The sequence below is a fragment of the Enterobacter sp. AC1 genome, from assembly GCF_050434705.1.
GTDB lineage: Bacteria > Pseudomonadota > Gammaproteobacteria > Enterobacterales > Enterobacteriaceae > Enterobacter > Enterobacter cloacae_L.
The window spans coordinates 240,660-263,950 of record NZ_JBNDIZ010000006.1; the positions used below are offsets into that span (position 1 = coordinate 240,660).

Consider the following 23,291-nt stretch of genomic DNA (forward strand, 5'->3'; position numbering starts at 1 on the left):
CAGGGCGTAAGGGGTACCCTTCCTGAAAACTCCTCGCTTGCACTCCTTTTTCTGCGGTGCTATTAACAGCAGTTGTGTGTCAATTTTTGTAATGAGTAATGCTATGAGCGTGATTACCCCCGTCGCGACGACGATGCGTCGGATCGCTGTGCAGGACAACCCGGCTATCGCCGCCGTTATCCGTACGGTTTCTGCCGAATATGGCCTGACGGCTGACAAAGGCTATACGGTTGCCGACCCAAATCTCGACGAGCTGTTTCAACTGTACAGCCAGCCGGGTCATGCCTACTGGATAATCGAGCAGAACGGCCAGGTTGTGGGTGGTGGCGGCGTAGCGCCACTCAGCTGCAGCGAGCCGGATATCTGTGAACTGCAGAAAATGTATTTCCTGCCAGCGGCGCGCGGGCAAGGTCTGGCGAAAAAGCTGGCACTGGTGGCTCTGGACCACGCGCGCACTCAGGGTTTTAAACGCTGTTACCTCGAAACTACCGCCTTCCTCAAAGAGGCCATCGGCCTGTATGAACATCTGGGCTTTGAGCATATTGATGCACCGCTGGGCTGTACAGGCCACGTTGATTGCGAAGTCAGGATGCTGAAAATTCTGTAACTATCTTTGTTGCCCCCTTCTGTTAAGCGGCGCTGAACTGAATGCTCTACACTCTCAGTTCACACCACAACGGGGGAAACACGATGTCGAAGATAAAAAGCTACGCCGCACCGCAGGCGGGTGCAGAACTTGAGCTGTACGAATACGATGCGGGCGAACTAAAAGCAGAAGACGTCGAAGTACAGGTTGATTACTGCGGGATCTGCCACTCGGATCTCTCGATGATCGACAACGAATGGGGCTTTTCAAGCTATCCACTGATTGCCGGGCACGAGGTCATTGGCCGCGTTGTTGCGCTCGGTAGCGCCGCGCAGGACAAAGGGCTGAAGGTCGGCCAGCGCGTGGGCATTGGCTGGACGGCACGCAGCTGCGGCCACTGCGACGCCTGTATCAGCGGTAACCAAATCAACTGCCTCGAAGGCGCCGTTCCCACTATTCTGAACAAAGGCGGTTTTGCCGATAAGCTACGCGCCGACTGGCAATGGGTCATCCCGCTGCCGGACAGCATTGATATTGAGTCCGCCGGTCCGCTGCTGTGCGGCGGTATTACCGTCTTCAAACCGCTGCTGATGCACCATATTACTGCCACCAGCCGCGTGGGCGTCATCGGTATTGGCGGCCTGGGCCATATTGCCATCAAACTGCTGCACGCGATGGGCTGTGAAGTGACGGCGTTCAGCTCTAACCCAGCCAAAGAGAAAGAAGTGCTGGCGATGGGTGCGGATAAAGTGGTGAACAGCCGCGATCCCGAAGCCCTGAACGCGCTGGCGGGACAATTTGATCTGATCATCAACACCGTTAACGTCGATCTCAACTGGCAGCCGTACTTTGAAGCGCTGGCCTACGGCGGTAACTTCCACACCGTGGGTGCCGTCATGAAGCCGCTGCCGGTTCCGGCGTTTACCCTGATCGGCGGGGATCGCAGCGTGTCCGGCTCTGCAACCGGCACGCCGTTCGAGTTGCGCAAACTGATGAAGTTTGCCGGACGCACCAAAGTGGCGCCGACTACGGAACTGTACCCGATGTCGAAAATCAACGAAGCCATCCAGCACGTGCGCGACGGCAAAGCCCGTTATCGCGTGGTGTTGAAAGCGGATTTCTGATGTGACATTGCCGGGGAATGTGCGGCCTGATGCCCTCCCCCCCTCTCCCACGGGGAGAGGGCGCAAACACTAAAAACGGTAACGGCTGTTACCGTTTTGCATCTACCATGGCCTTAAACACCTCTGCCACCGCGACCGCTCCCGGATCCATCACGCCGTCCAGATTCTCTTTGTTCACATACGATGAGCGCCCTGCACCGGCTTTCTCCATTTTCGCCGTTGCCTCTGCCCCCTGCTGTGCCGCCTGCACTGCCGCCTGAAGATCGCCTTTCTGCAAGGCTTCCAGCGCCGGCTGCAGCGCATCGATCAGCGTGCGATCGCCGAGATCCGCCCCGCCGTACTGCTTCATCTGCGCCAGCCCGCTCAGCAACGCTTCCGGTAGCGGTTGGCCGTCATGCAGCTTTTGCCCGGCCGCGGTAAAGAAGATCGACATTAATACCCCGCTCGATCCGCCCATCACCGTGGCCAGCCGCTCGCCCACCAGCAACAGCAGCGTAGACACATCGTTAAGCGGGAGCGTCTTTTCCTCCAGATGCTGCGCAATATCCCGCGCGCCTTGCGCAAAGGTGGAACCGGTATCGCCATCCCCCACTTTCGCATCCAGCGCGTTCAGGCGGTTTTCCAGCTGGATCAGCGTGTTCGTCACTGAGGAGACACATTCTCTCACCCGCGTGTTGTCCGACGGGGTGTATTCCACACGATCGTGAATGGCGCTATGCGCCACGGTACGCAGCGGCGCAAACGCCACCGGCTTCTGCCAGCCCAGCGTTTCCACGTCTTCATGCAGCGCCTTTTCAAAGAAATCGTTGAGCTTCAGCAGCGTCAGCGAAAAACCCTTCATATCCAGGGCACTCACCAGCGGCGCAGGGCCAATCAGGTACGCGATATCCTCTTTCAGCGCCGAGTGCGCCAGCTCTTTCGTCAGCAGCGCCATCTCCAGCGCCGATACGCCGCCAAGATTGTTAATCAATACCGCAAAGCGCCCCTTACCCGCCTGCGCCCTCAACGGTGCCACCAGCGTGTCGATAATCGCTTTGCTGTTCTGCGTATCCACCACGGAAGCTCCGGGCTCGCCGTGAATGCCCAGACCCAGCTCGACGTGGCCTTGCTTAATGCGCCCCTCGTCATCATCGCTGCCCGGCAGGTTACAGGTTTGCATCGCCACGCCCAGGCTCCAGAGGTTATCGCAGGCCTGTTGCGCAATCTCCCGCACGTCGCTCAGCGATTTCCCGTGCTCCGCCGCATAGCCCGCAATCTTGTGCACCAGTGCCGTACCGGCAATACCGCGCGGCTGTTTGTTGTCCGGCAGCGCGATGTCGTCCGCCACAATTACCATCTCGACCTTCAGTCCATAGCGTTTAGCCTTTTCAGCGGCCAGGCCGAAGTTCAGGCGGTCACCGGTATAGTTTTTGACGATCAGCAGACAGCCGCGATCGCCCGTGACCGCAACGATGGCATTGAGCACCGCATCCACGCTCGGCGAGGCAAACAGATCGCCACACACTGCCGCCGTCAGCATGCCTTTACCGACAAACCCGGCGTGCGCGGGTTCGTGACCTGAACCGCCGCCGGAGATCACCGCCACGCGGCTTTTGTCCCAGTCGCCGCGCGCAACAATCCTGATAGCCGGATCGATATCGAGTTTGACAAGGTTTGCGTGCGGCGCAGAGAGCAGTATGCCTTCTATGGCATCGTTGACCAGCTGTTTGCGGTCGTTAAAGAAGAATCTGGACATAGTTTCCCACTATTTTGTGAACCGTATGCAAAAGCATAGTCCGCACTGGATAATGCGCCGCAAAGTCAGCAATTTACTCAGCCAAATTGCCGTCAGGTTGCCTATACTGCACCCAGGACTAAGAGAGGAAGCGCATCATGAGTACACCATTGTTAATTGCCCGGACGCTGGAAAATGAGCTGTATTTACTGCCCGCGATGGCAAACCGCCACGGTCTGATCACCGGTGCAACCGGCACAGGTAAAACCGTCACCCTGCAAAAACTGGCGGAGTCGCTTTCAGAGATTGGCGTACCGGTCTTTATGGCTGACGTGAAAGGCGATTTAACCGGTGTGGCTCAGGAGGGTACCGCCTCTGAAAAACTGCTCGAACGGCTGAAGAATATTGGCATCACGGACTGGACCCCGCACGGTAATCCGGTGGTCGTCTGGGACATCTTCGGCGAGAAAGGCCACCCGGTACGCGCTACCGTCTCCGATCTCGGCCCGCTGCTGCTGGCTCGCCTGCTTAACCTCAACGACGTGCAGTCCGGGGTGCTGAACATTATCTTCCGCATTGCCGATGACCAGGGCCTGCTGCTGCTCGATTTCAAAGATCTGCGGGCCATTACCCAGTACATCGGCGATAATGCGAAATCCTTCCAGAACCAGTACGGCAACATCAGCAGCGCGTCGGTGGGCGCCATTCAGCGTGGGTTGCTGACCCTGGAGCAACAGGGCGCCGAGCACTTCTTCGGCGAGCCGATGCTGGATATCAAAGACTGGATGCGCACCGACAGCAGCGGCAAAGGCATCATCAACATTCTGAGTTCAGAAAAGCTCTACCAGATGCCAAAGCTCTACGCCGCCAGCCTGCTGTGGATGCTCTCCGAACTGTACGAACAGTTACCCGAAGCGGGCGATCTGGATAAACCGAAGCTGGTCTTCTTCTTTGACGAAGCGCACCTGCTGTTTAACGATGCGCCGCAGGTATTGCTGGATAAAATTGAACAGGTCATTCGCCTGATCCGCTCCAAAGGCGTCGGCGTCTGGTTTGTGTCACAAAACCCATCGGATATTCCGGACAACGTACTGGGCCAGCTCGGCAACCGCGTACAACACGCCCTGCGCGCCTTTACGCCGAAAGATCAGAAAGCGGTGAAAGCCGCGGCGCAAACAATGCGCGCTAATCCGGCCTTTGATACCGAAGCGGCGATTCAGGCATTAGGCACCGGTGAAGCGCTGATCTCGTTCCTTGATGCGAAGGGCAGCCCGTCCGTGGTGGAACGCGCTATGGTGATCGCGCCCTGCTCGCGCATGGGGCCGGTGACTGACGATGAACGCAACGGCCTGATTAACCACTCCCCGGGGTACGGAAAGTATGAAGACGAGGTGGATCGCGAATCTGCGTTCGAAATGCTGCAAAAAGGGGTTCAGGCGACCACGGAATCGCAGGATGCGCCAGCTGCCAAAGGGCAATCAGTCGCGGTAGATGACGGTATCCTCGGTGGACTCAAAGATATTCTGTTCGGCAGCACCGGGCCGCGCGGCGGCAAGCGTGATGGCGTGGTGCAGACCATGGCGAAAAGCGCCGCGCGGCAGGTCACGAATCAGATAGTGCGCGGCATGCTGGGGAGTTTACTAGGCGGCCGCCGTCGTTAGACGGGGAACCCACGGGCGGCCAAGCGCCGAACCCTGTACGCCGTGCTCATGCAGATAGCGGTCGATTTCCACCATCCCCGTCCAGCGGTTCTCACACCACAGCGGTGCCAGAAGCGTTGGGCGGCGGGCGCTGGCGGAAATGCGGTGGTAAACAATCTCCGGCGGCGTGTGGCGAATCATTTCCCCCGCCGTCACCGTATAGTCGTCGAGCTCAATACCGCTTAACCGCCCTGCTTCCCAGGCTTTCGCCATAATGCTTCCCGTAACGATATGCAGCGGATGCAGCTTAATGCCGTCCACGCCGGTTTCAACCACCCTTTCCAGCGTTTCAAGGCCATGCTGTTGACCTTCGCCGGGTAACCCAACAATCAGATGCGAGCAGACTTTCAGCCCGCGCTCACGGGCCAGCCGCGTGGTGCGCTGGTAGCAGGCGAAATCATGACCGCGATTGATGCGGTGCAGGGTTTTGTCGTGCGCGGTTTGCAAGCCCAGCTCCAGCCAGATCTCGTAGCCTTGTTCTTTGTACTCGCTGAGCAGGTCAAGCACCGCGTCCGGTACGCAGTCCGGGCGCGTCCCCACGCACAGCCCTACGATGTTAGCCTGGCTGACCGCCTGCTGATACATCGAGCGCAGCACCTGTACCTCCGCCCACGTGCTGGTGTAGGCCTGGAAATAGGCCAGATACTGCTTCGCGCGGTTCACCAGGCTCGCCTGATGCGCGAGCTGTTCCGCGATAGAGTGATGCTGCTGAGCTTCGTCAGCAAAGGACGCAACGTTACAGAAGGTGCAGCCGCCGCGCCCGATGGTGCCATCGCGATTCGGGCAGCTAAACCCGCCGTGCAGCGTCAGCTTATGAACCTTTTGTCCGTATCGCTGCAAAAGATCCCCACCAAACATATTGACTAATTTCTGTAACTGCATAATCTGATAGTCCGTCCCGGAGAAAGGGGACAAGCCTGCCATTTTTAGCCTCTGTCGGCGATGACCTGGATCAATCGCCCTGGACGGCCTTTATCCATATGAATAAATATCCAAGATTACTGCAATTTCATTCACGCCACTCGTGATTACTTTTCCTTATGTTCTGATTGTTTTTTTCATTTATAGCGCCACCACTGAAAAACAGTGGGTTTATGCGGGTTTGCAGTCAATGCCAGATTATTATTCTGCTATAAAACGGCTATTCAGCACGCTACATTGATAATACCGCTTTCATATAGTGAGTAAGATCACACTCCGCAGCGTTCTGCCAGGGCATACAATCAATGTAAAAATAGTTAAATAACCTTTAATTACAATTAGATAAACCCTCTTTAGCACATTTTTGTATAAATAAGATTGCCATTTGACCTGTGTACCAATTCCCGATAAGTTGGAAATCCGCTGGAAGCTTTCTGGATGAGCGGCCTGCTCATCATATTTATGCAGTAATTGAGATTCCCTCTGAAGCAAGTCCTCAAACTTGTTTACCTGCGCGAAAGGATGAAAAAGAGGGCGAATGCGAGGTCCGCGTATGAAACGCAAACCCCGTCGCCATGCTCTTTCTGCGCCTGTGCGCCGCGGTTACGTTCAGAGAGAAGCCCGACGAGCCTGGGGAGGTTCACTGATATGTTGTACGATAAATCCCTTGAGAAGGATAACTGTGGTTTCGGCCTGATCGCCCACATAGAAGGCGAACCTAGCCACAAGGTAGTGCGTACTGCTATTCACGCACTGGCCCGAATGCAGCACCGTGGCGCCATCCTTGCCGATGGTAAAACCGGCGACGGTTGCGGCCTGCTGCTGCAAAAACCCGATCGTTTCTTCCGCATCGTGGCGGAAGAGCGCGGCTGGCGTTTAGCCAAAAACTACGCTGTCGGCATGCTGTTCCTGAATCAGGATCCTGAAAAGGCTGCCGCCTCACGCCGCATCGTCGAAGAAGAACTTCAGCGTGAAACCCTGTCTATTGTCGGCTGGCGTAATGTGCCAACCAACGAAGGGGTGCTCGGTGAAATCGCCCTCTCCTCGCTGCCTCGCATTGAACAGATTTTCGTCAATGCGCCTGCGGGCTGGCGTCCACGTGATATGGAACGCCGTCTGTTTATCGCTCGTCGCCGCATTGAAAAACGTCTCCAGGACGATAAAGAGTTCTACGTCTGTAGCCTTTCAAACCTGGTCAACATCTATAAAGGTCTGTGTATGCCGGCTGACCTGCCGCGCTTCTACCTGGACCTGGCGGACCTGCGTCTGGAATCGGCCATTTGCCTGTTCCACCAGCGCTTCTCCACCAACACCGTACCTCGCTGGCCGCTGGCTCAGCCGTTCCGCTATCTGGCGCACAATGGCGAAATCAACACCATTACCGGTAACCGCCAGTGGGCCCGCGCCCGTACCTATAAGTTCCAGACGCCACTGATCCCTGACCTGCACGATGCCGCACCGTTCGTGAACGAAACCGGCTCGGACTCCAGCTCCATGGATAACATGCTGGAACTGCTGCTGGCGGGCGGGATGGACATCGTACGCGCCATGCGTCTGCTCGTGCCACCGGCCTGGCAGAACAACCCGGATATGGACCCTGAGCTGCGCGCGTTCTTCGACTTTAACTCCATGCACATGGAGCCGTGGGACGGCCCGGCGGGCATCGTGATGTCCGACGGTCGTTTTGCCGCCTGTAACCTGGACCGTAACGGTCTGCGTCCGGCGCGCTATGTCATCACCAAAGATAAGCTCATCACCTGCGCCTCTGAGGTCGGGATCTGGGATTACCAGCCTGACGAAGTGGTCGAGAAGGGCCGCGTCGGTCCGGGCGAGCTGATGGTTATCGACACCCGCGGTGGGCGCATCCTGCACTCCGCCGAAACCGACAACGATCTGAAAAGTCGCCATCCGTACAAAGAGTGGATGGAGAAAAACGTCCGTCGTCTGGTGCCGTTCGAAGAGCTGCCGGACGAAGAAGTGGGCAGCCGCCAGCTGGACGACGATACCCTCGCAAGCTTCCAGAAGCAGTTTAACTACAGCGCGGAAGAGCTGGATTCGGTTATCCGCGTACTGGGTGAAAACGGTCAGGAAGCGGTCGGCTCCATGGGTGACGATACCCCGTTTGCCGTGCTCTCCAGCCAGCCGCGCATTATTTATGACTACTTCCGTCAGCAGTTCGCGCAGGTCACCAACCCGCCGATCGATCCGCTGCGTGAAGCGCACGTGATGTCGCTGGCAACCAGCATCGGCCGCGAGATGAACGTCTTCTGCGAAGCCGAAGGCCAGGCGCACCGTCTGACCTTTAAATCGCCGATCCTGCTGTACTCCGATTTCAAACAGCTCACTACGCTGAAAGAGGATCACTACCGCGCCGATACGCTCGATATTACGTTCGACGTGACCGAGGCGACCCTCGAAGAGACGGTGAATGCGCTGTGTGATAAAGCTGAACAGATGGTGCGTAACGGTACCGTTCTGCTGGTGCTGTCCGATCGCAATATCGCGAAAAACCGTCTGCCGGTACCCGCGCCAATGGCGGTGGGTGCTATCCAGACGCGTCTGGTCGATAAGAGCCTGCGCTGCGATGCCAACATCATTGTTGAAACCGCCAGCGCCCGCGACCCGCACCACTTTGCCGTGCTGTTAGGCTTCGGTGCGACGGCGATCTACCCGTATCTGGCCTATGAAACGCTGGCCCGTCTGGTGGATACCCGCGCGATAGACAAAGATTACCGCGCGGTAATGCTGAACTACCGCAACGGTATCAACAAAGGCCTGTACAAGATCATGTCCAAAATGGGCATCTCGACTATCGCCTCTTACCGCTGTTCGAAGCTGTTTGAGGCGGTGGGCCTGCATGACGATGTCGCAAATCTCTGCTTCCAGGGCGTGATCAGCCGCATCGGCGGCGCTGGTTTTGCTGACTTCCAGCAGGATCTGGTGAACCTGTCAAAACGCGCCTGGCTGGCACGTAAGCCGCTGGATCAGGGCGGTCTGCTCAAATACGTTCACGGCGGCGAGTATCATGCCTATAACCCGGACGTGGTGCGTACGTTGCAGCAGGCGGTTCAGAGCGGCGAATACAGCGATTATCAGCAATACGCTGAGCTGGTAAACAACCGTCCGGCGGCAACGCTGCGCGACCTCATTGCCCTCAATCCGGGTGACGAAGCCGTCAGCATCGACGACGTAGAGCCTGCAACCGAGCTGTTCAAACGCTTCGATACCGCGGCGATGTCCATCGGCGCGCTGAGCCCGGAAGCCCACGAAGCGCTGGCGGAAGCCATGAACAGCATCGGCGGCAACTCCAACTCCGGCGAAGGCGGTGAAGACCCTGCGCGTTACGGCACCAACAAAGTCTCCCGTATCAAGCAGGTGGCATCCGGTCGCTTTGGCGTGACGCCTGCGTACCTGGTCAACGCCGACGTGATTCAGATTAAAGTCGCTCAGGGTGCAAAACCGGGCGAAGGCGGTCAGCTGCCGGGTGATAAAGTCACCCCGTACATCGCCAAACTGCGCTACTCCGTACCGGGCGTAACGCTGATTTCTCCGCCACCGCACCACGATATCTACTCTATCGAGGACTTAGCGCAGCTGATTTTCGACCTGAAACAGGTCAACCCGAAAGCGATGATCTCCGTGAAGCTGGTTTCCGAACCGGGTGTCGGTACCATCGCCACCGGCGTGGCGAAAGCCTATGCGGATCTCATCACCATTGCCGGTTACGACGGCGGCACCGGTGCAAGCCCGCTCTCCTCCGTGAAATATGCGGGCTGCCCGTGGGAACTTGGTCTGGTGGAAACCCAGCAGGCGCTGGTGGCTAACGGTCTGCGTCACAAGATCCGCCTGCAGGTGGATGGCGGCCTGAAAACCGGCCTCGACATCATTAAAGCGGCGATTCTGGGCGCGGAAAGCTTCGGCTTCGGTACCGGCCCGATGGTTGCGCTCGGCTGTAAATACCTGCGTATTTGCCACCTGAACAACTGCGCTACCGGTGTTGCGACCCAGGACGAGAAGCTGCGTAAGAATCACTACCACGGCCTGCCGTTCAAAGTGACCAACTACTTTGACTTCATCGCCCGCGAAACCCGCGAGCTGATGGCCCAGCTGGGCGTGAAGCGCCTGGTCGACCTGATCGGCCGTACCGACCTGCTGAAAGAGCTGGAAGGCTTCACGGCTAAGCAGCAGAAACTTGAACTGAGCAAGCTGCTGGAAACCGCGCAGCCGCACCCAGGCAAAGCGGTTTACTGCACCGAGAACAACCCGCCGTTCGATAACGGCGTGCTGAACGCGCAGCTGCTGCAGCAGGCAAAAGCGTACGTGGATGACAAGCAGAGCAAAACGTTCTGGTTTGATATCCGCAACACCGACCGTTCAGTCGGCGCGTCGCTCTCCGGCTACATCGCGCAGACGCACGGTGACCAGGGGCTGGCAGCGGATCCGATCACCGCACACTTCAGCGGTACCGCGGGTCAGAGCTTCGGCGTGTGGAACGCAGGCGGCGTTGAGCTCTACCTGACCGGTGATGCCAACGACTACGTCGGTAAAGGCATGGCGGGCGGTCTGCTGGCGGTGCGTCCTCCGGTCGGCTCAGCCTTCCGCAGCCATGAAGCAAGCATCATCGGTAACACCTGTCTGTACGGCGCGACCGGCGGTCGTCTGTTTGCAGCGGGCCGTGCGGGTGAACGTTTTGCGGTGCGTAACTCCGGTGCTATCACCGTGGTGGAAGGCATTGGCGATAACGGTTGTGAATATATGACGGGCGGGATTGTTTGCGTCCTGGGTAAAACCGGCGTGAACTTTGGCGCAGGCATGACGGGCGGTTTTGCATACGTCCTGGATGAAGACGGTGAGTTCCGCAAACGCGTGAACCCGGAGCTGGTGGAAGTGCTGGACGTTGATACGCTGGCCATCCACGAAGAACATCTGCGCGGTTTGATTACCGAACACGTGCAGCATACCGGTTCTTCGCGCGGCGAAGAGATCCTGGCGAACTGGCCGGCGTTCTCTGCGAAATTCGCGCTGGTTAAGCCGAAGTCCAGCGATGTTAAAGCCCTGTTGGGTCACCGTAGTCGTAGCGCAGCAGAGCTGCGTGTGCAGGCGCAGTAAGGAATTCAGATGAGCCAGAACGTATACCAGTTTATCGACCTGCAGCGTGTTGATCCGCCAAAGAAACCGCTGAAGATCCGTAAAATTGAATTTGTAGAAATCTACGAGCCGTTTTCAGAAGGCCAGGCCAAAGCACAGGCAGACCGCTGCCTGTCCTGCGGTAACCCTTACTGCGAATGGAAATGTCCGGTACATAACTACATCCCGAACTGGCTGAAGCTGGCCAATGAAGGACGTATTTTTGAAGCCGCCGAGCTGTCTCACCAGACCAACACCCTGCCGGAAGTGTGCGGCCGCGTGTGTCCTCAGGACCGTCTGTGTGAGGGTTCCTGTACGCTGAACGACGAGTTTGGCGCGGTGACCATCGGTAATATCGAACGCTATATCAACGATAAAGCGTTCGAGATGGGCTGGCGTCCGGATATGACCGGCGTGAAGCAAACCGACAAGCGCGTGGCGATTATCGGCGCGGGCCCGGCGGGCCTGGCCTGTGCGGACGTGCTTACCCGTAACGGCGTGAAGGCGGTGGTCTTTGACCGTCATCCTGAGATCGGCGGTCTGCTGACCTTCGGTATCCCGGCCTTCAAGCTGGAGAAAGAGGTCATGACCCGCCGCCGTGAAATTTTCACCGGCATGGGTATTGAGTTCAAACTGAACGTGGAAGTGGGTCGCGACGTGCAGCTCGACGATCTGCTGAAGGATTACGACGCCGTGTTCCTGGGCGTGGGTACCTATCAGTCCATGCGCGGCGGTCTGGAGAACGAAGATGCGCCGGGCGTGTACGATGCTCTGCCGTTCCTGATTGCCAATACCAAGCAGATTATGGGTTATGGCGAAACGGCCGATGAACCTTTCGTCAGCATGGAAGGCAAACGCGTGGTGGTGCTGGGCGGGGGAGATACCGCGATGGACTGCGTGCGTACCTCCATTCGTCAGAATGCGGCACACGTGATCTGCGCCTATCGTCGTGACGAAGAGAACATGCCGGGCTCTAAACGCGAAGTGAAAAACGCGCGTGAAGAGGGCGTAGAGTTCCAGTTCAACATCCAGCCTCTGGGTATTGAAGTGAATGCCAACGGTAAAGTGAGCGGCGTGAAGATGGCGCGCACCGAGATGGGTGCACCAGATGCCAAGGGTCGTCGTCGCGCTGAGATCGTGGCAGGCTCCGAACATGTGATCCCGGCCGATGCCGTCGTCATGGCGTTTGGTTTCCGTCCTCATAGCATGGAATGGCTTGCGAAGCACAGCGTTGAGCTGGATTCACAGGGCCGCGTGATTGCACCTGAAGGCAGCGACAATGCGTTCCAGACCAGCAACCCGAAAATCTTCGCCGGTGGCGATATTGTTCGCGGTTCCGATCTGGTGGTAACGGCGATTGCCGAAGGGCGTAAAGCCGCTGACGGTATACTGAACTACCTGGAAGTGTAAAAGATCGAGCCGGATGGAAAACCATCCGGCTTTTTTTATGCGGTTAACAGGCTGGCGCGAACCTTCACCACGGCCTTTTTAATCTCTCCCGCCGAGTCGGTGATGCACCCTGGCTTATGCGGCTCCCCCGGCATAAACACCACGAACATCCCCGCTCTTAACGCTACCGACTGCTCCCCTTCGATGCGGCTGCAAAGCTGATAATCCTCGGCGCTATGCATTTCCTCACACCCGCGCGCGGACTCCGCAACGCCAAACAGAATCCGCTCTTCACCGGCTAACAGAAGCTGGATATCAATATACTCCGCGTGCAGCTCTGCCTTTTTCAGCTCCGGAGCTTGTGTAGCAAACTGCATAACATTCATAAAAATAGCATCACCCTGCAGTTCGTAGTGACCCGGCGCTTTCTCCTTTGGCCGGGCGGCAACCGCCAGCGTGAGAGCATTCACCAGTGCGGCGGGCAGGCCCGACGATGTCAGGAACTGCAGCTCTCCCATCATCATAACGCGTCTCCTGTAGCTAACAGCGCCGCGCCCAATAGCCCGGCGTCGTGACGATAATGCGCCGCCCGAAGAGGCACCTGATACACTTCTGGCTCCTGCGATAAACAGGCTCTCACCAGAGGTAGATACCCTTCCGCCAGCCCCACGCTGCCGCCGACCACGATAACCTGACAGTCGGTAACGGCTTTAACATCGGCGATCAGTCGCGCCAGCGCGTGTGCCGAATTTGCCACCAGCCTGCGAGCCTGCGGCGTATCCCGGCTGAATATCGCCTTTGCATCCAGCCCTGCCAGTTCACCCTGCGCCTGAGCTGCGATGCCCCGGCCTGAAGCAATGGCTTCAACGCATCCTCTTCGTCCACAGCCACAAAGCGGCCCGGCGGGATCGGCCAGCGTATGCCCAAGATGCCCGGCCAGCCCCCCGCTGCCCGTCTGAAGTTTTCCATTGAGTACAACGCCGCCGCCCACGCCAGTTGAAACCGTCAGGAACACCATATCGTCCCTCCCGGGCAGCGCGCAAAACTCTGCCCATGCGGCGGACTGCGCGTCGTTAACCGCCATGACCGGTAATTGCGTAGCGGCTTCCAGAAAGGCGACCAGCGGAAACTGCTCCAGGCCACCCAGGTTGGCCGGATTGATGGAGGTGAGCACGCCGTTATGAATAATCCCTGTCGACGCCACCGCCACGCGCCCGGCATGCCTAACCAGAGGTAAAACCAAGGCACGTAGCGCCTCCTCAAGCGCCCCCGGCGTCTGGCTGCCGGGGGTCGGGCACGCCCTGCGCATCGACAGAACGTCCCCTTCAACCAGGGCGGCAGCGAGCTTCGTGCCGCCAATATCAATTGCCAGCGTTGTCATTTCATCACCTGCTCGCATTTGACCGCTCCCGCAGGAAAGGCTCCGCTCAGCGGTTTACCGTCGATGGCGTCGTGAGTGCGCAGCGCTTCCGGCCTGATCCAGCGCTGAACGCGGGAAGGCATATCGAGGCCGATCAACAGGATCACGACAAATGTCAGGCCAAAGGAGAGCGATCCCAGCGCGGTTCCCAGCTCCATCCGCTGGGACAGTAGAGCGCCGATCACCGGTGCAAGCGCCCCGCCCAGCGCGCCGACGTTATAGGTAAATCCAAGCCCGGCCGCACGCTGGTCGGTATCGAAATAGCCGCCGATGAGCTTCGGTAAGATCCCGGAAATGCCCTGACCCAGCATCTGCTGGAAAAAGAGCAACAGCCCGAGCACCCAGATATTCGCGCCGCCGATCGCGAACACCGGAATAATAAGCAACTGCGAGGCCAGCAGGCTGCAGACGTACGCTTTACGCGTGCCCAGCCAGTCGCCAAGAAAACCGCCTACGCAGCAGCCCACCGCCGCGCCAAATCCGCTGAAGAACAGCACGCGGGCCACCGTAGCCGGATCGTAGGCCAGCTCCGTTTTCAAATAGGTTGGCAGCAGCGCCTGAATCGGCCACGAATAGAGAAAGGCAAACAGCACCACAACCATCAGCGTTACGCCAGTGGGCCAGCGTTTACCGCTGCTTTGCACCATAAAGCTGATAAAAACGACGGCGCACAGCAGCCCCAGAATAACCACCGTCCCGACGTTGTTTAGCTCTCCGGCAAAGCAGAGCCACAGCGCCGCACCGGCAAACAGCGTCATAACAATATTGATTACGCGGTACTTACCGCGATAAAGAATATCGACCATCGTGCGCACCGGCGCTTTGCCAGCGTGCTTCGCTTTCCAGTCCTCGGCTTCAGGGATGTTTTTGCGCAGCCACAGGGCAAAGACGATAGGCAAGATGCCGATTAAGAACAGCGCGCGCCAGCCCCAGACGGGGACCACGAGGCTGTAGACCTGCGCGGCGATGACGGCCCCCACGGAGAAACCGGAAATCAAAAAGCCGCTCGCCTTGTTGCGCAACTGCTTTGGCCAGCTTTCGATCACGTAGGTTGCGCTGGAACCATATTCGCCCGCCATCCCCATGCCGATCACCATTCTGGCGATAAACATGGTGACGTAGCCCGGCGCAAACCCGCAGGCCAGGGTGCCGCAGGAGAAAAGAACAATGCTGGTAATCATCGCCAGCTTGCGGCCATAGCGATCGCCCATCGCCCCCAGCAGCAGGCCACCGAACCAGCGTGAGATAAAGGCCGCCGAAATCAGGCTCGCGGCTTCCACCGTCGTCAGGCCGAACTCGCTTTTCACTTCCGTCAGAACTAAGGCAATCAGTACAAAATCGAAGCCATCAAGCAAATATCCCAGCCAGGCAGCGGAGAAGGCGCGCCACTGAGGGCGGCTAAGATGGCGGTACCACGGGATGCTTTGGGTAGATACACTCATTTCACTCTCCCGACGATTTCTCTGTCGTTTTGCCGGACGGCGGCTGTGCCTTGCCCGGCCTACGTAATGCGTTAGCGTTTTTCCGCCATTAGCTGCTCTGCCAGGGCTTTTAGCGCGGGCACGAATTTTTCGTCCACGGGTGAAAACGGCTTGCGGCACAGCGGTACGGAGAGCACGTCCATATAGTGCAGCACCGTTTTCAGACCACGGAAGACGCCGGTGACAATCAGCAGGTCGATCACCTTGTTGCACTCGCCCTGCAGACGCTGCGCGGTGGCGTTATCCCCTTCCCGAACCGCTTTAGCGATCGCCTGATAGCGCCAGCCCATAATGTTGTACGTACTGCCGATCCCTCCGTCAGCGCCTGCCAGCAGGCCGGAAGCGAAGATCTCGTCGTAGCCGTTGTAGAGCACCAGATCCGGATGCGCGCGGCGGATCTGCTCCATCTGGAAGAGATCGCCAGAGGTTTGCTTCAGCGCTCCGACGCCCGGCAGCGTCACCAGCGTGTTGATCTGCTCCAGCGTTAACTTAACGCCGCTCAACGCAGGGATGTTGTAGACCACCATCGGCAAACCATCAGCGGAGTCAATAATTGCACGGTAGTGGTCGCAGTGCTCTTCAAAGCTGAAGGGATAGTAGAACGGTGTGACGGCGGACACGGCGTCAAACCCAAAGCGGGCGGCAGCAGTTGCCAGCTGCTGGCTTTCTGCGGTGCTGACACAGCCAACATGGGCAATGAGGGTGATTTTCCCCTTCGCCTCATCCGCCACGATCTCCATTACCTGCTCGCGTTCTGAAAGGCTTTGTACAAAAGCCTCTCCCGTTGAGCCACCCACATAAAGCCCGTCGATGCCCTGCTCAATATTGAACTGCACCAGACGGCGCAGGCTCTCTTTATCCAGCATTTGCTGCTGAGTAAACGGGGTCAGGAGTGCGGCCATTACGCCGCGTAATTGCGTTGCCATAGTTACCTCAATCGATCTTGTGTTTGTTATAACGACATACCTTTATACCTGTTATACCAGATCAATTAAGCAACAGTGGAATACAGAACGCTTATATTGCGATCTGCTTCACTAAAGGATCGTTATTTTTTGGCTTTTGAATGTTGGCCGAAAGCGTGCCAGGTGGCAGAAACGCTGTTGAGGTGGGTTTGGAGCGCGCGATCGGCCTCATCCGGATCGCGGTGGCGGATCGCATCGACGATTGCAATATGCTGCCGATAGCTGACTTCATTATGCTTATACAGCTCGGCATCCGGCACTTTCGGACGCGCGGCGATCAGCCAGTCGAGCAGCGCAAAGTGGATCGCGTTAAAGATCGGATTGCCGGGGATCTCCGCCAGCACGCGGTGGAAATCGACGTCGGATCGAATAAACAGGGCATTATCATCCAAAGACTGGCTGTTGATCTCCAGCGCTTTTGTCAGCTGAGCGATTTGATCGTCAGTGGCAAACTCAGCGGCAAATCGAACGAGGCTGGATTCAAAGAACAGGCGTAGCTGCTCAAAATGGGCAATGCCGCCGGGCTGGGTCAGGAAATCTTTCGCCATGCCAGAAAGTTCGCTGATGATGGTATCGGCTGAAGGCATGGAGACGCGGGCACGTTCACCGTTGTTGATCTGCACCAGTCCTTTGCGCTTTAACGCCGCCAGCGCCTCACGCACCGAAGGGCGACCCACGTTGAAGAACTCCATCAGCTCGCGTTCGGAGGGCAGTTGTTCTCCCTGGGCGAACTCCTTGCGGCGGATCATCTGCTCCAGCTCTTCTTCCACCATATCAGACAGCTTTTTGCGCGCCAGCGGACGACGATGCAGGCTGCGGCCAATAGTTTCATCAGAGTTTTCAGCTTTAAGATCGGTCGGTTTCATTGCAGTCCGGTGCCATAGAAGGAAAACGGCTCATCATAACACAGGAAATTAGAGGGGGCGAAAAGGGGCAGAAAGCAAAACAGGCCCTGAGGGCCTGTTTGATTATTTCACTACGCGTAGCGCCGGACGGCCCCCGCGCGGAGGCGGGTCGTCATCCGGATCGTTATCATCCTGGCGATCGGGTTTGTCGCCATCGATAACGGACATCACCGTGTCGCTCTCGCGCTCCTCGGCTGCATCGTCATCATTCAGGCTGGCAACGTCTTCGTCGTAAGCCGCTTCCGGCTCAAACATGGTACCCGCACCGTTTTCACGCGCGTACACAGCCAGCACGGCAGCCAGCGGCACAGAAACCTGACGCGGTACGCCGCCGAAACGCGCGTTGAAGCGCACTTCGTCGTTTGCCAGCTCCAGGTTACCCACTGCACGCGGCGCAATGTTCAGCACGATCTGTCCGTCACGTGCATATTCCATTGGAACCTGCACGCCCGGCAACGTCACATCCACCACCAGGTGCGGCGTGAGCTGGTTATCCAGCAGCCATTCATAGAAGGCGCGCAGCAGATACGGACGGCGTGGGGTTAGTTGTGACATTTCCACAGTTATTAGCCTCGGCCGAGACGCATTTCACGTTCCGGTTCAGTTAAGGATGCCAGGAAAGAGTCGCGCTCAAATACGCGAGTCATATAGCCCTTCAGCTCTTTCGCACCAGGACCGCTAAACTCTACGCCCAGGGTAGGCAGACGCCACAGCAGCGGAGCCAGGTAGCAATCCACCAGGCTGAACTCATCGCTCAGGAAGAACGGTTTCTGACCGAACACAGGGGCGATGGCCAGCAGCTCTTCACGCAGCTGCTTACGCGCAGCATCGGCTTCAGAAGAGGAACCGTTAACGATGACGTTCATCAGCGTATACCAGTCTTTCTCAATACGCTGCATGTACAGGCGGCTTTCACCACGCGCAACAGGGTAAACAGGCATCAGTGGTGGATGCGGGAAACGCTCATCCAGGTATTCCATAATGATACGGGATTCCCACAGGGTCAGCTCGCGATCCACTAGCGTCGGTACGCTTTGGCTCGGGTTGAGATCGATCAGATCCTGAGGCGGGTTATCCTTTTCCACATGCTCGATCTCAAAACTGACACCCTTCTCGGCCAGCACGATACGAACCTGATGGCTATAAATGTCAGTAGGACCAGAAAACAGCGTCATTACCGAACGTTTGTTGGCAGCGACAGCCATGAAAACCTCCAGGTATATTCAGAATTTTTACTGCTACCAGCCCAACAGGGGCCAGCCAGATGTTGTATCGCCCATCCCAGAGAAAACACATTGTTCAAGAAACGAACAAAAATCGAGTATTCACCGATATTTGGGCAGAAAATTGGATGATAGTTTACCAGATTTTGATGGCTTTGTGGTGAGGGGATTCTGGAAATGTGGAAAAAGAGAAGATATATGCATGTATATTGTGGATAACCTGCGCATTATCCATAAAAAAACCCGCCGAAGCGGGTTTTTCGCCAATCGTTCTGCGTAAGCAGAATGGATTAACGTTTGGAGAACTGTGGACGACGACGTGCTTTACGCAGACCCACTTTCTTACGTTCAACCTGACGCGCGTCACGAGTAACGAAGCCAGCTTTACGCAGTTCAGAACGCAGGGATTCGTCGTACTCCATCAGAGCGCGGGTGATACCATGACGGATCGCACCTGCCTGACCGGAGATACCACCACCTTTAACAGTGATGTACAGATCCAGTTTTTCTACCATGTCAACCAGTTCCAGCGGCTGGCGAACTACCATGCGGGCAGTTTCGCGACCGAAGTATTGTTCCAGAGAACGCTGGTTGATTACGATTTTACCACTGCCCGGTTTGATGAAAACGCGAGCTGCGGAACTTTTGCGGCGACCAGTGCCGTAGTATTGATTTTCAGCCATTGCCTATAATCCCGATTAGATGTCAAGAACTTGCGGTTGCTGTGCCGCGTGGTTGTGCTCGTTGCCTGCGTAAACTTTCAGTTTACGGAACATAGCACGACCCAGCGGGCCTTTTGGCAGCATGCCTTTAACCGCGATTTCAATCACACGCTCAGGACGGCGAGCAATCATCTCTTCAAAGGTCGCTTCTTTGATACCACCGATGTGGCCGGTGTGGTGATAGTACACTTTGTCAGTACGCTTGTTGCCGGTTACAGCAACTTTATCAGCGTTCAGAACGATGATGTAATCACCGGTATCAACGTGCGGAGTGTATTCCGCTTTATGCTTACCGCGCAGGCGACGAGCCAGTTCAGTAGCCAGACGGCCCAGAGTTTTACCGGTCGCGTCAACAACATACCAGTCGCGCTGTACGGTTTCTGGTTTAGCTGTAAAAGTTTTCATTAAAAGCTTACCCAAATAATAAGTTACACGTTGGTGAACACCCAAACGTTTAGTCAGTTGAGGTTCACACGACAAAGTCCGGCAAACCTACCCCTTCGAATAGCTAATGCCGACACATAGAAAGTTTCGGGAAAAAAACCTTCTCGTAACGTGGGGTCGCAAGATTATAGAGAAGTTGAGGTCAAAGATCGACCCTTAAATGTGATTTGGAATGGGTTTTTCGGGGGTGAGCACTGTGCGGTCTGGTGCCCTCACCCCAGCCCCTCTCCCACAGGGAGAGGGTGGCATTTGTTACGGCATATGCTCCAGCTTGAGGTATTCCTCGCTCTGCATCTCCTGCAGGCGCGAGAGGCAGCGCTGGAACTCAAACTTCAGCCGCTCCCCCTGGTAGATCTCATATAAAGGAACCTCGGCGCTAATTACCAGCTTGACGTGGCGCTCATAAAACTCATCCACCAGCGCGATGAAGCGCCGTGCTTCGCTCTCCATTAGCCGTGTCATCACTGGAACATCCAGCACCATCACGGTGTGGAACAGACGCGAGAGCGCAATGTAGTCGTGCTGGCTGCGGGCATCAACACATAGCGTCGTAAAGGAGACCGCCAGCGTTTGGTTTTCAACGCCGAGCGTTGGCAACGGGCGATGGTTAATCTCGAGTTCCGGGGCGTACTCGCGTTTTGCGCCCGACAGCGCCAGCCACAGTTTATCCATCTGTTGGGTGGTCTCTGCATTTAACGGTGAGAGCCACAGGTGGGCCTGGGTCAGCGTGCGTAGCCGGTAATCTACCCCTGCATCAACGTTCATAATGTCGCAATGCTGTTTGATAGCGTCGATAGCAGGCAGGAAGCGCGCCCGCTGCAGGCCATTGCGATACAGCTCATCAGGCGGAATATTCGACGTGGCGACCAGCGTTATCCCACGAGCAAATAACGCTTTCATCAGGCCGCCTAACAGCATGGCATCGGTGATGTCAGACACAAAAAACTCGTCGAAGCAGAGCACGTCCGTTTCCGCCTTGAATCTGTCAGCCACAATATCCAGCGGATCGCTTTTGCCCTGCAGTGCCGTCAGTTCCTCATGCACCCGCAGCATAAAACGATGGAAGTGCAGGCGTTGCTTACGTGCGCCCGGCAGGCTCTGGTAGAACATGTCCATCAGCCAGGTTTTGCCACGTCCGACCCCGCCCCACATATAGAGACCGCGCACCGGAGCGTGCTCCTGCGGCGCTTTTTTCCCAAGCAGCCGTCCAAAGGCCGCCTTGAGCCCATTGCTCTGCTCAGCTTCCGCGGGTTTTGCCGTGAGCTCCTGATAGATCGTCTCCAGACGGCTTACCGCCTCACGTTGAACGTCATCCGGCTGATGAGTGCCCTCGTTCAGGGCCAGTTGATATCGCGATGCAGGGGACAGGTTTTGCATAATCTTATTGTTATTCCCTCAATTAAAGCTCACCAGCAGGCATGACTGATGAAAAAAAGGCCGTTCTACACTACGCGATGATACGTCAGGATTCCACTTCTGCGGAAATAGCGGTTATAGTGGCATTATCAGGCACAGGCAGGAGCCGAGCCAACACCCTACGGAACAACAAGACAACGGGAGAAGTTCATGACCTGGGAATATGCGCTAATCGGTTTAGTCGTCGGCATCGTCATTGGTGCTGTGGCCATGCGTTTCGGTAATCGCAAATTGCGTCAGCAGCAGTCACTGCAGTACGAACTGGAAAAGAACAAAGCCGAACTGGAAGAGTATCGTGAAGAGCTGGTCAGCCACTTTGCCCGTAGCGCCGAGCTGCTGGACAACATGGCGACCGACTATCGCCAGCTGTATCAACACATGGCGAAAAGCTCCAGCAGCCTGCTGCCGGAAATGACGGCGGAAACCAACCCGTTCCGCAACCGTCTGGCAGACTCTGAAGCCGGTAACGATCAGGCTCCGGTTCAGATGCCACGCGACTACTCAGATGGCGCGTCCGGCCTGCTGCGCGGTGGCGTAAAACGCGATTAATCGCACAACCAGAATTTATTTTACGGGCGCAGCGATTGCGCCCGTCCTTTCTTGATGACCCCAGCTATCATTTAGTTAAACACCTCATTGTTCAGCGGTTTAAAATTCAATAACATCAACGTGTTTTTGGGGCCGTTTTTCCTTTATTCCAGGTTACGAGAGTCAACATCGATGAAGAAAAAAAACCAGCTGTTGAGCGCTATCGCGTTAAGTGTCGGGTTATCTCTCTCGGCGTCCGTCCCGGTATTCGCCGCCATTCCCTCCCAGGTGCCAGGGCAGGCGGCCATCCCAAGCCTCGCGCCAATGCTGGAAAAAGTGTTGCCTGCGGTGGTCAGCGTTCAGGTTGAGGGCACCGCAGTACAAAGCCAACGCGTCCCTGAAGAACTGAAAAAATATTTTGGCGATGAGTCTCCCGACCAGCAGGCTCAGCCTTTTGAAGGCCTCGGTTCTGGCGTCATTATTGATGCAGCAAAAGGCTACATTCTGACCAACAATCATGTCATCAGCCAGGCCGATAAAATCAGCGTCCAGCTTAATGATGGCCGCGAATTTGATGCCAAACTGATCGGCGGCGATGACCAGAGCGACATCGCGCTGCTGCAGGTGCAAAACCCGAGCAACCTGACCCAGATTGCCATTGCGGATTCCGACAAACTGCGCGTCGGTGATTTTGCCGTCGCCGTGGGCAACCCCTTTGGTTTAGGGCAGACTGCAACTTCCGGGATCGTCTCGGCGCTCGGGCGCAGCGGCCTGAATCTTGAAGGGCTGGAAAACTTTATCCAGACCGATGCCTCTATCAACCGTGGGAATTCCGGCGGGGCATTGCTAAACCTGAACGGCGAGCTGATTGGGATCAACACGGCGATCCTGGCCCCGGGCGGCGGCAGCATTGGGATCGGTTTTGCTATCCCCAGTAATATGGCCAAAACGCTGGCGCAGCAGCTCATCCAGTTCGGCGAAATCAAACGCGGTCTGCTGGGTATTAAAGGTATGGAGATGAGCGCGGATATCGCAAAAGCGTTCAACATTAATGTACAGCGCGGGGCGTTTGTCAGTGAAGTATTGCCAAACTCCGGCTCGGCAAAAGCAGGCGTGAAATCGGGCGATGTGATCGTCAGCCTGAACGACAAACCGCTGAGCAGCTTTGCAGAACTGCGTTCGCGGATTGCCACAACCGAACCTGGAGCCAAAGTGAAGCTGGGTCTGATTCGTGACGGTAAGCCGCTGAACGTTGAAGTGACGCTGGATAAGAGCACCTCTTCCTCAGCCAGCGCAGAGCTTATCGCGCCGGCGCTGCAAGGCGCTACGTTGAGCGACGGGCAGCTGAAAGACGGTACGAAAGGCATCAGTATCGACACCGTCGAAAAGGGCAGCCCTGCCGCGCAGGCCGGATTGCATCAGGATGACGTTATCATTGGCGTAAACCGCAATCGCGTGCAGTCCATTGCCGAAATGCGCAAGGTGCTGGAAAGTAAACCGGCGGTCATTGCCCTGCAGGTCATGCGTGGCAATGAGTCCATCTATATTCTGTTGCGCTAAGCATTTGCGACCCCGGACCTCACCGCTGCGTGTGATGTCCGGATAACTCATGTTATGCTGCAAATC

General features: G+C 56.8%; 19 protein-coding genes. 7 read left to right on the forward strand and 12 right to left on the reverse strand.

Annotation, left to right across the window (positions count from 1 at the left end):
* Nucleotides 1–103 precede the first annotated feature (103 nt).
* Both M2433_RS17880 and ahr read left to right on the forward strand, forming a co-directional pair.
* Nucleotides 104–607: a GNAT family N-acetyltransferase gene (locus M2433_RS17880; protein ID WP_059312161.1), complete on the forward strand. Its 504-nt coding sequence runs from the start codon at nucleotides 104–106 to the stop codon at nucleotides 605–607.
* Nucleotides 608–690: 83 nt separating this feature from the next.
* Nucleotides 691–1,710, forward strand: coding sequence for an NADPH-dependent aldehyde reductase Ahr (ahr, locus tag M2433_RS17885; RefSeq protein ID WP_032650403.1), 1,020 nt, complete (start codon nucleotides 691–693; stop codon nucleotides 1,708–1,710).
* Between the two features lie 88 nt (nucleotides 1,711–1,798).
* On the opposite strand, the gene M2433_RS17890 is transcribed toward ahr, so the two are convergent.
* Nucleotides 1,799–3,445, reverse strand: a complete 1,647-nt coding sequence (locus M2433_RS17890) for a glycerone kinase (protein WP_429055775.1) — start codon at nucleotides 3,443–3,445, stop codon at nucleotides 1,799–1,801.
* Nucleotides 3,446–3,582: 137 nt separating this feature from the next.
* Here M2433_RS17890 and M2433_RS17895 point away from each other — a divergent pair, with 137 nt between their 5' ends.
* Entirely contained in the window at nucleotides 3,583–5,085 is a 1,503-nt protein-coding gene (locus M2433_RS17895) for a helicase HerA-like C-terminal domain-containing protein (protein ID WP_429055774.1), read from the forward strand.
* Here the strand turns inward: M2433_RS17895 and M2433_RS17900 are convergent.
* Nucleotides 5,065–6,006, reverse strand: a complete 942-nt coding sequence (locus M2433_RS17900; protein WP_429055772.1) for a TIGR01212 family radical SAM protein — start codon at nucleotides 6,004–6,006, stop codon at nucleotides 5,065–5,067. The two genes, M2433_RS17895 and M2433_RS17900, sit on opposite strands and share 21 nt — an antisense overlap.
* A gap of 687 nt (nucleotides 6,007–6,693) precedes the next feature.
* Here M2433_RS17900 and gltB point away from each other — a divergent pair.
* Together gltB and gltD are read left to right on the forward strand one after the other, a co-directional pair.
* Entirely contained in the window at nucleotides 6,694–11,154 is a 4,461-nt protein-coding gene (gene gltB / locus M2433_RS17905) for a glutamate synthase large subunit (RefSeq protein WP_429055770.1), read from the forward strand.
* A 9-nt stretch (nucleotides 11,155–11,163) separates the two neighbouring features.
* A complete protein-coding gene (gene gltD, locus M2433_RS17910) occupies nucleotides 11,164–12,582 on the forward strand; it encodes a glutamate synthase subunit GltD (RefSeq protein WP_023309377.1) in 1,419 nt (472 codons plus the stop codon).
* A 35-nt stretch (nucleotides 12,583–12,617) separates the two neighbouring features.
* Here gltD and nanQ read toward each other — a convergent pair whose 3' ends face one another.
* The 10 genes from nanQ to zapE form a co-directional block, all read right to left on the reverse strand.
* On the reverse strand, nucleotides 12,618–13,085 hold the full coding sequence (gene nanQ / locus M2433_RS17915) for an N-acetylneuraminate anomerase (protein WP_429055768.1): 468 nt from the start codon (nucleotides 13,083–13,085) through the stop codon (nucleotides 12,618–12,620).
* Nucleotides 13,082–13,942 carry an N-acetylmannosamine kinase gene (nanK, locus tag M2433_RS17920; protein WP_429055766.1) on the reverse strand — a complete coding sequence of 287 codons (861 nt, stop codon included), beginning with the start codon at nucleotides 13,940–13,942 and terminating at the stop codon, nucleotides 13,082–13,084. The genes nanQ and nanK overlap by 4 nt, the downstream gene beginning before the upstream one ends.
* Nucleotides 13,939–15,423: an MFS transporter gene (locus tag M2433_RS17925; RefSeq protein WP_429055764.1), complete on the reverse strand. Its 1,485-nt coding sequence runs from the start codon at nucleotides 15,421–15,423 to the stop codon at nucleotides 13,939–13,941. Before M2433_RS17925 ends, nanK begins: the two co-directional genes overlap by 4 nt.
* A 71-nt stretch (nucleotides 15,424–15,494) precedes the next feature.
* A complete protein-coding gene (gene nanA, locus M2433_RS17930) occupies nucleotides 15,495–16,388 on the reverse strand; it encodes an N-acetylneuraminate lyase (protein WP_429055763.1) in 894 nt (297 codons plus the stop codon).
* A gap of 122 nt (nucleotides 16,389–16,510) precedes the next feature.
* Complete coding sequence (gene nanR / locus M2433_RS17935; protein ID WP_429055761.1) at nucleotides 16,511–17,293, reverse strand: transcriptional regulator NanR; 783 nt, start codon at nucleotides 17,291–17,293, stop codon at nucleotides 16,511–16,513.
* 102 nt (nucleotides 17,294–17,395) lie between these two features.
* Nucleotides 17,396–17,893: a ClpXP protease specificity-enhancing factor gene (gene sspB, locus M2433_RS17940; RefSeq protein WP_429055759.1), complete on the reverse strand. Its 498-nt coding sequence runs from the start codon at nucleotides 17,891–17,893 to the stop codon at nucleotides 17,396–17,398.
* 5 nt (nucleotides 17,894–17,898) lie between these two features.
* A complete protein-coding gene (gene sspA / locus M2433_RS17945) occupies nucleotides 17,899–18,537 on the reverse strand; it encodes a stringent starvation protein SspA (RefSeq protein ID WP_014071978.1) in 639 nt (212 codons plus the stop codon).
* A gap of 308 nt (nucleotides 18,538–18,845) precedes the next feature.
* On the reverse strand, nucleotides 18,846–19,238 hold the full coding sequence (gene rpsI / locus M2433_RS17950) for a 30S ribosomal protein S9 (protein WP_003860436.1): 393 nt from the start codon (nucleotides 19,236–19,238) through the stop codon (nucleotides 18,846–18,848).
* Nucleotides 19,239–19,253: 15 nt separating this feature from the next.
* The gene (gene rplM / locus M2433_RS17955; RefSeq protein WP_006178824.1) at nucleotides 19,254–19,682 is read right to left on the reverse strand and encodes a 50S ribosomal protein L13; all 429 of its coding nucleotides are present in this window, start codon (nucleotides 19,680–19,682) and stop codon (nucleotides 19,254–19,256) included.
* A 291-nt stretch (nucleotides 19,683–19,973) separates the two neighbouring features.
* The gene (gene zapE, locus M2433_RS17960; protein ID WP_429055756.1) at nucleotides 19,974–21,098 is read right to left on the reverse strand and encodes a cell division protein ZapE; all 1,125 of its coding nucleotides are present in this window, start codon (nucleotides 21,096–21,098) and stop codon (nucleotides 19,974–19,976) included.
* Nucleotides 21,099–21,287: 189 nt separating this feature from the next.
* Between zapE and zapG the strand changes: the two genes are divergently transcribed.
* Nucleotides 21,288–21,686 (forward strand): Z-ring associated protein ZapG, encoded by a 399-nt coding sequence (gene zapG / locus M2433_RS17965; RefSeq protein WP_008502832.1) that lies wholly within the window; start codon nucleotides 21,288–21,290, stop codon nucleotides 21,684–21,686.
* Nucleotides 21,687–21,857: 171 nt separating this feature from the next.
* On the forward strand, nucleotides 21,858–23,225 hold the full coding sequence (gene degQ, locus M2433_RS17970; protein WP_059312149.1) for a serine endoprotease DegQ: 1,368 nt from the start codon (nucleotides 21,858–21,860) through the stop codon (nucleotides 23,223–23,225).
* Nucleotides 23,226–23,291: the final 66 nt, after the last annotated feature.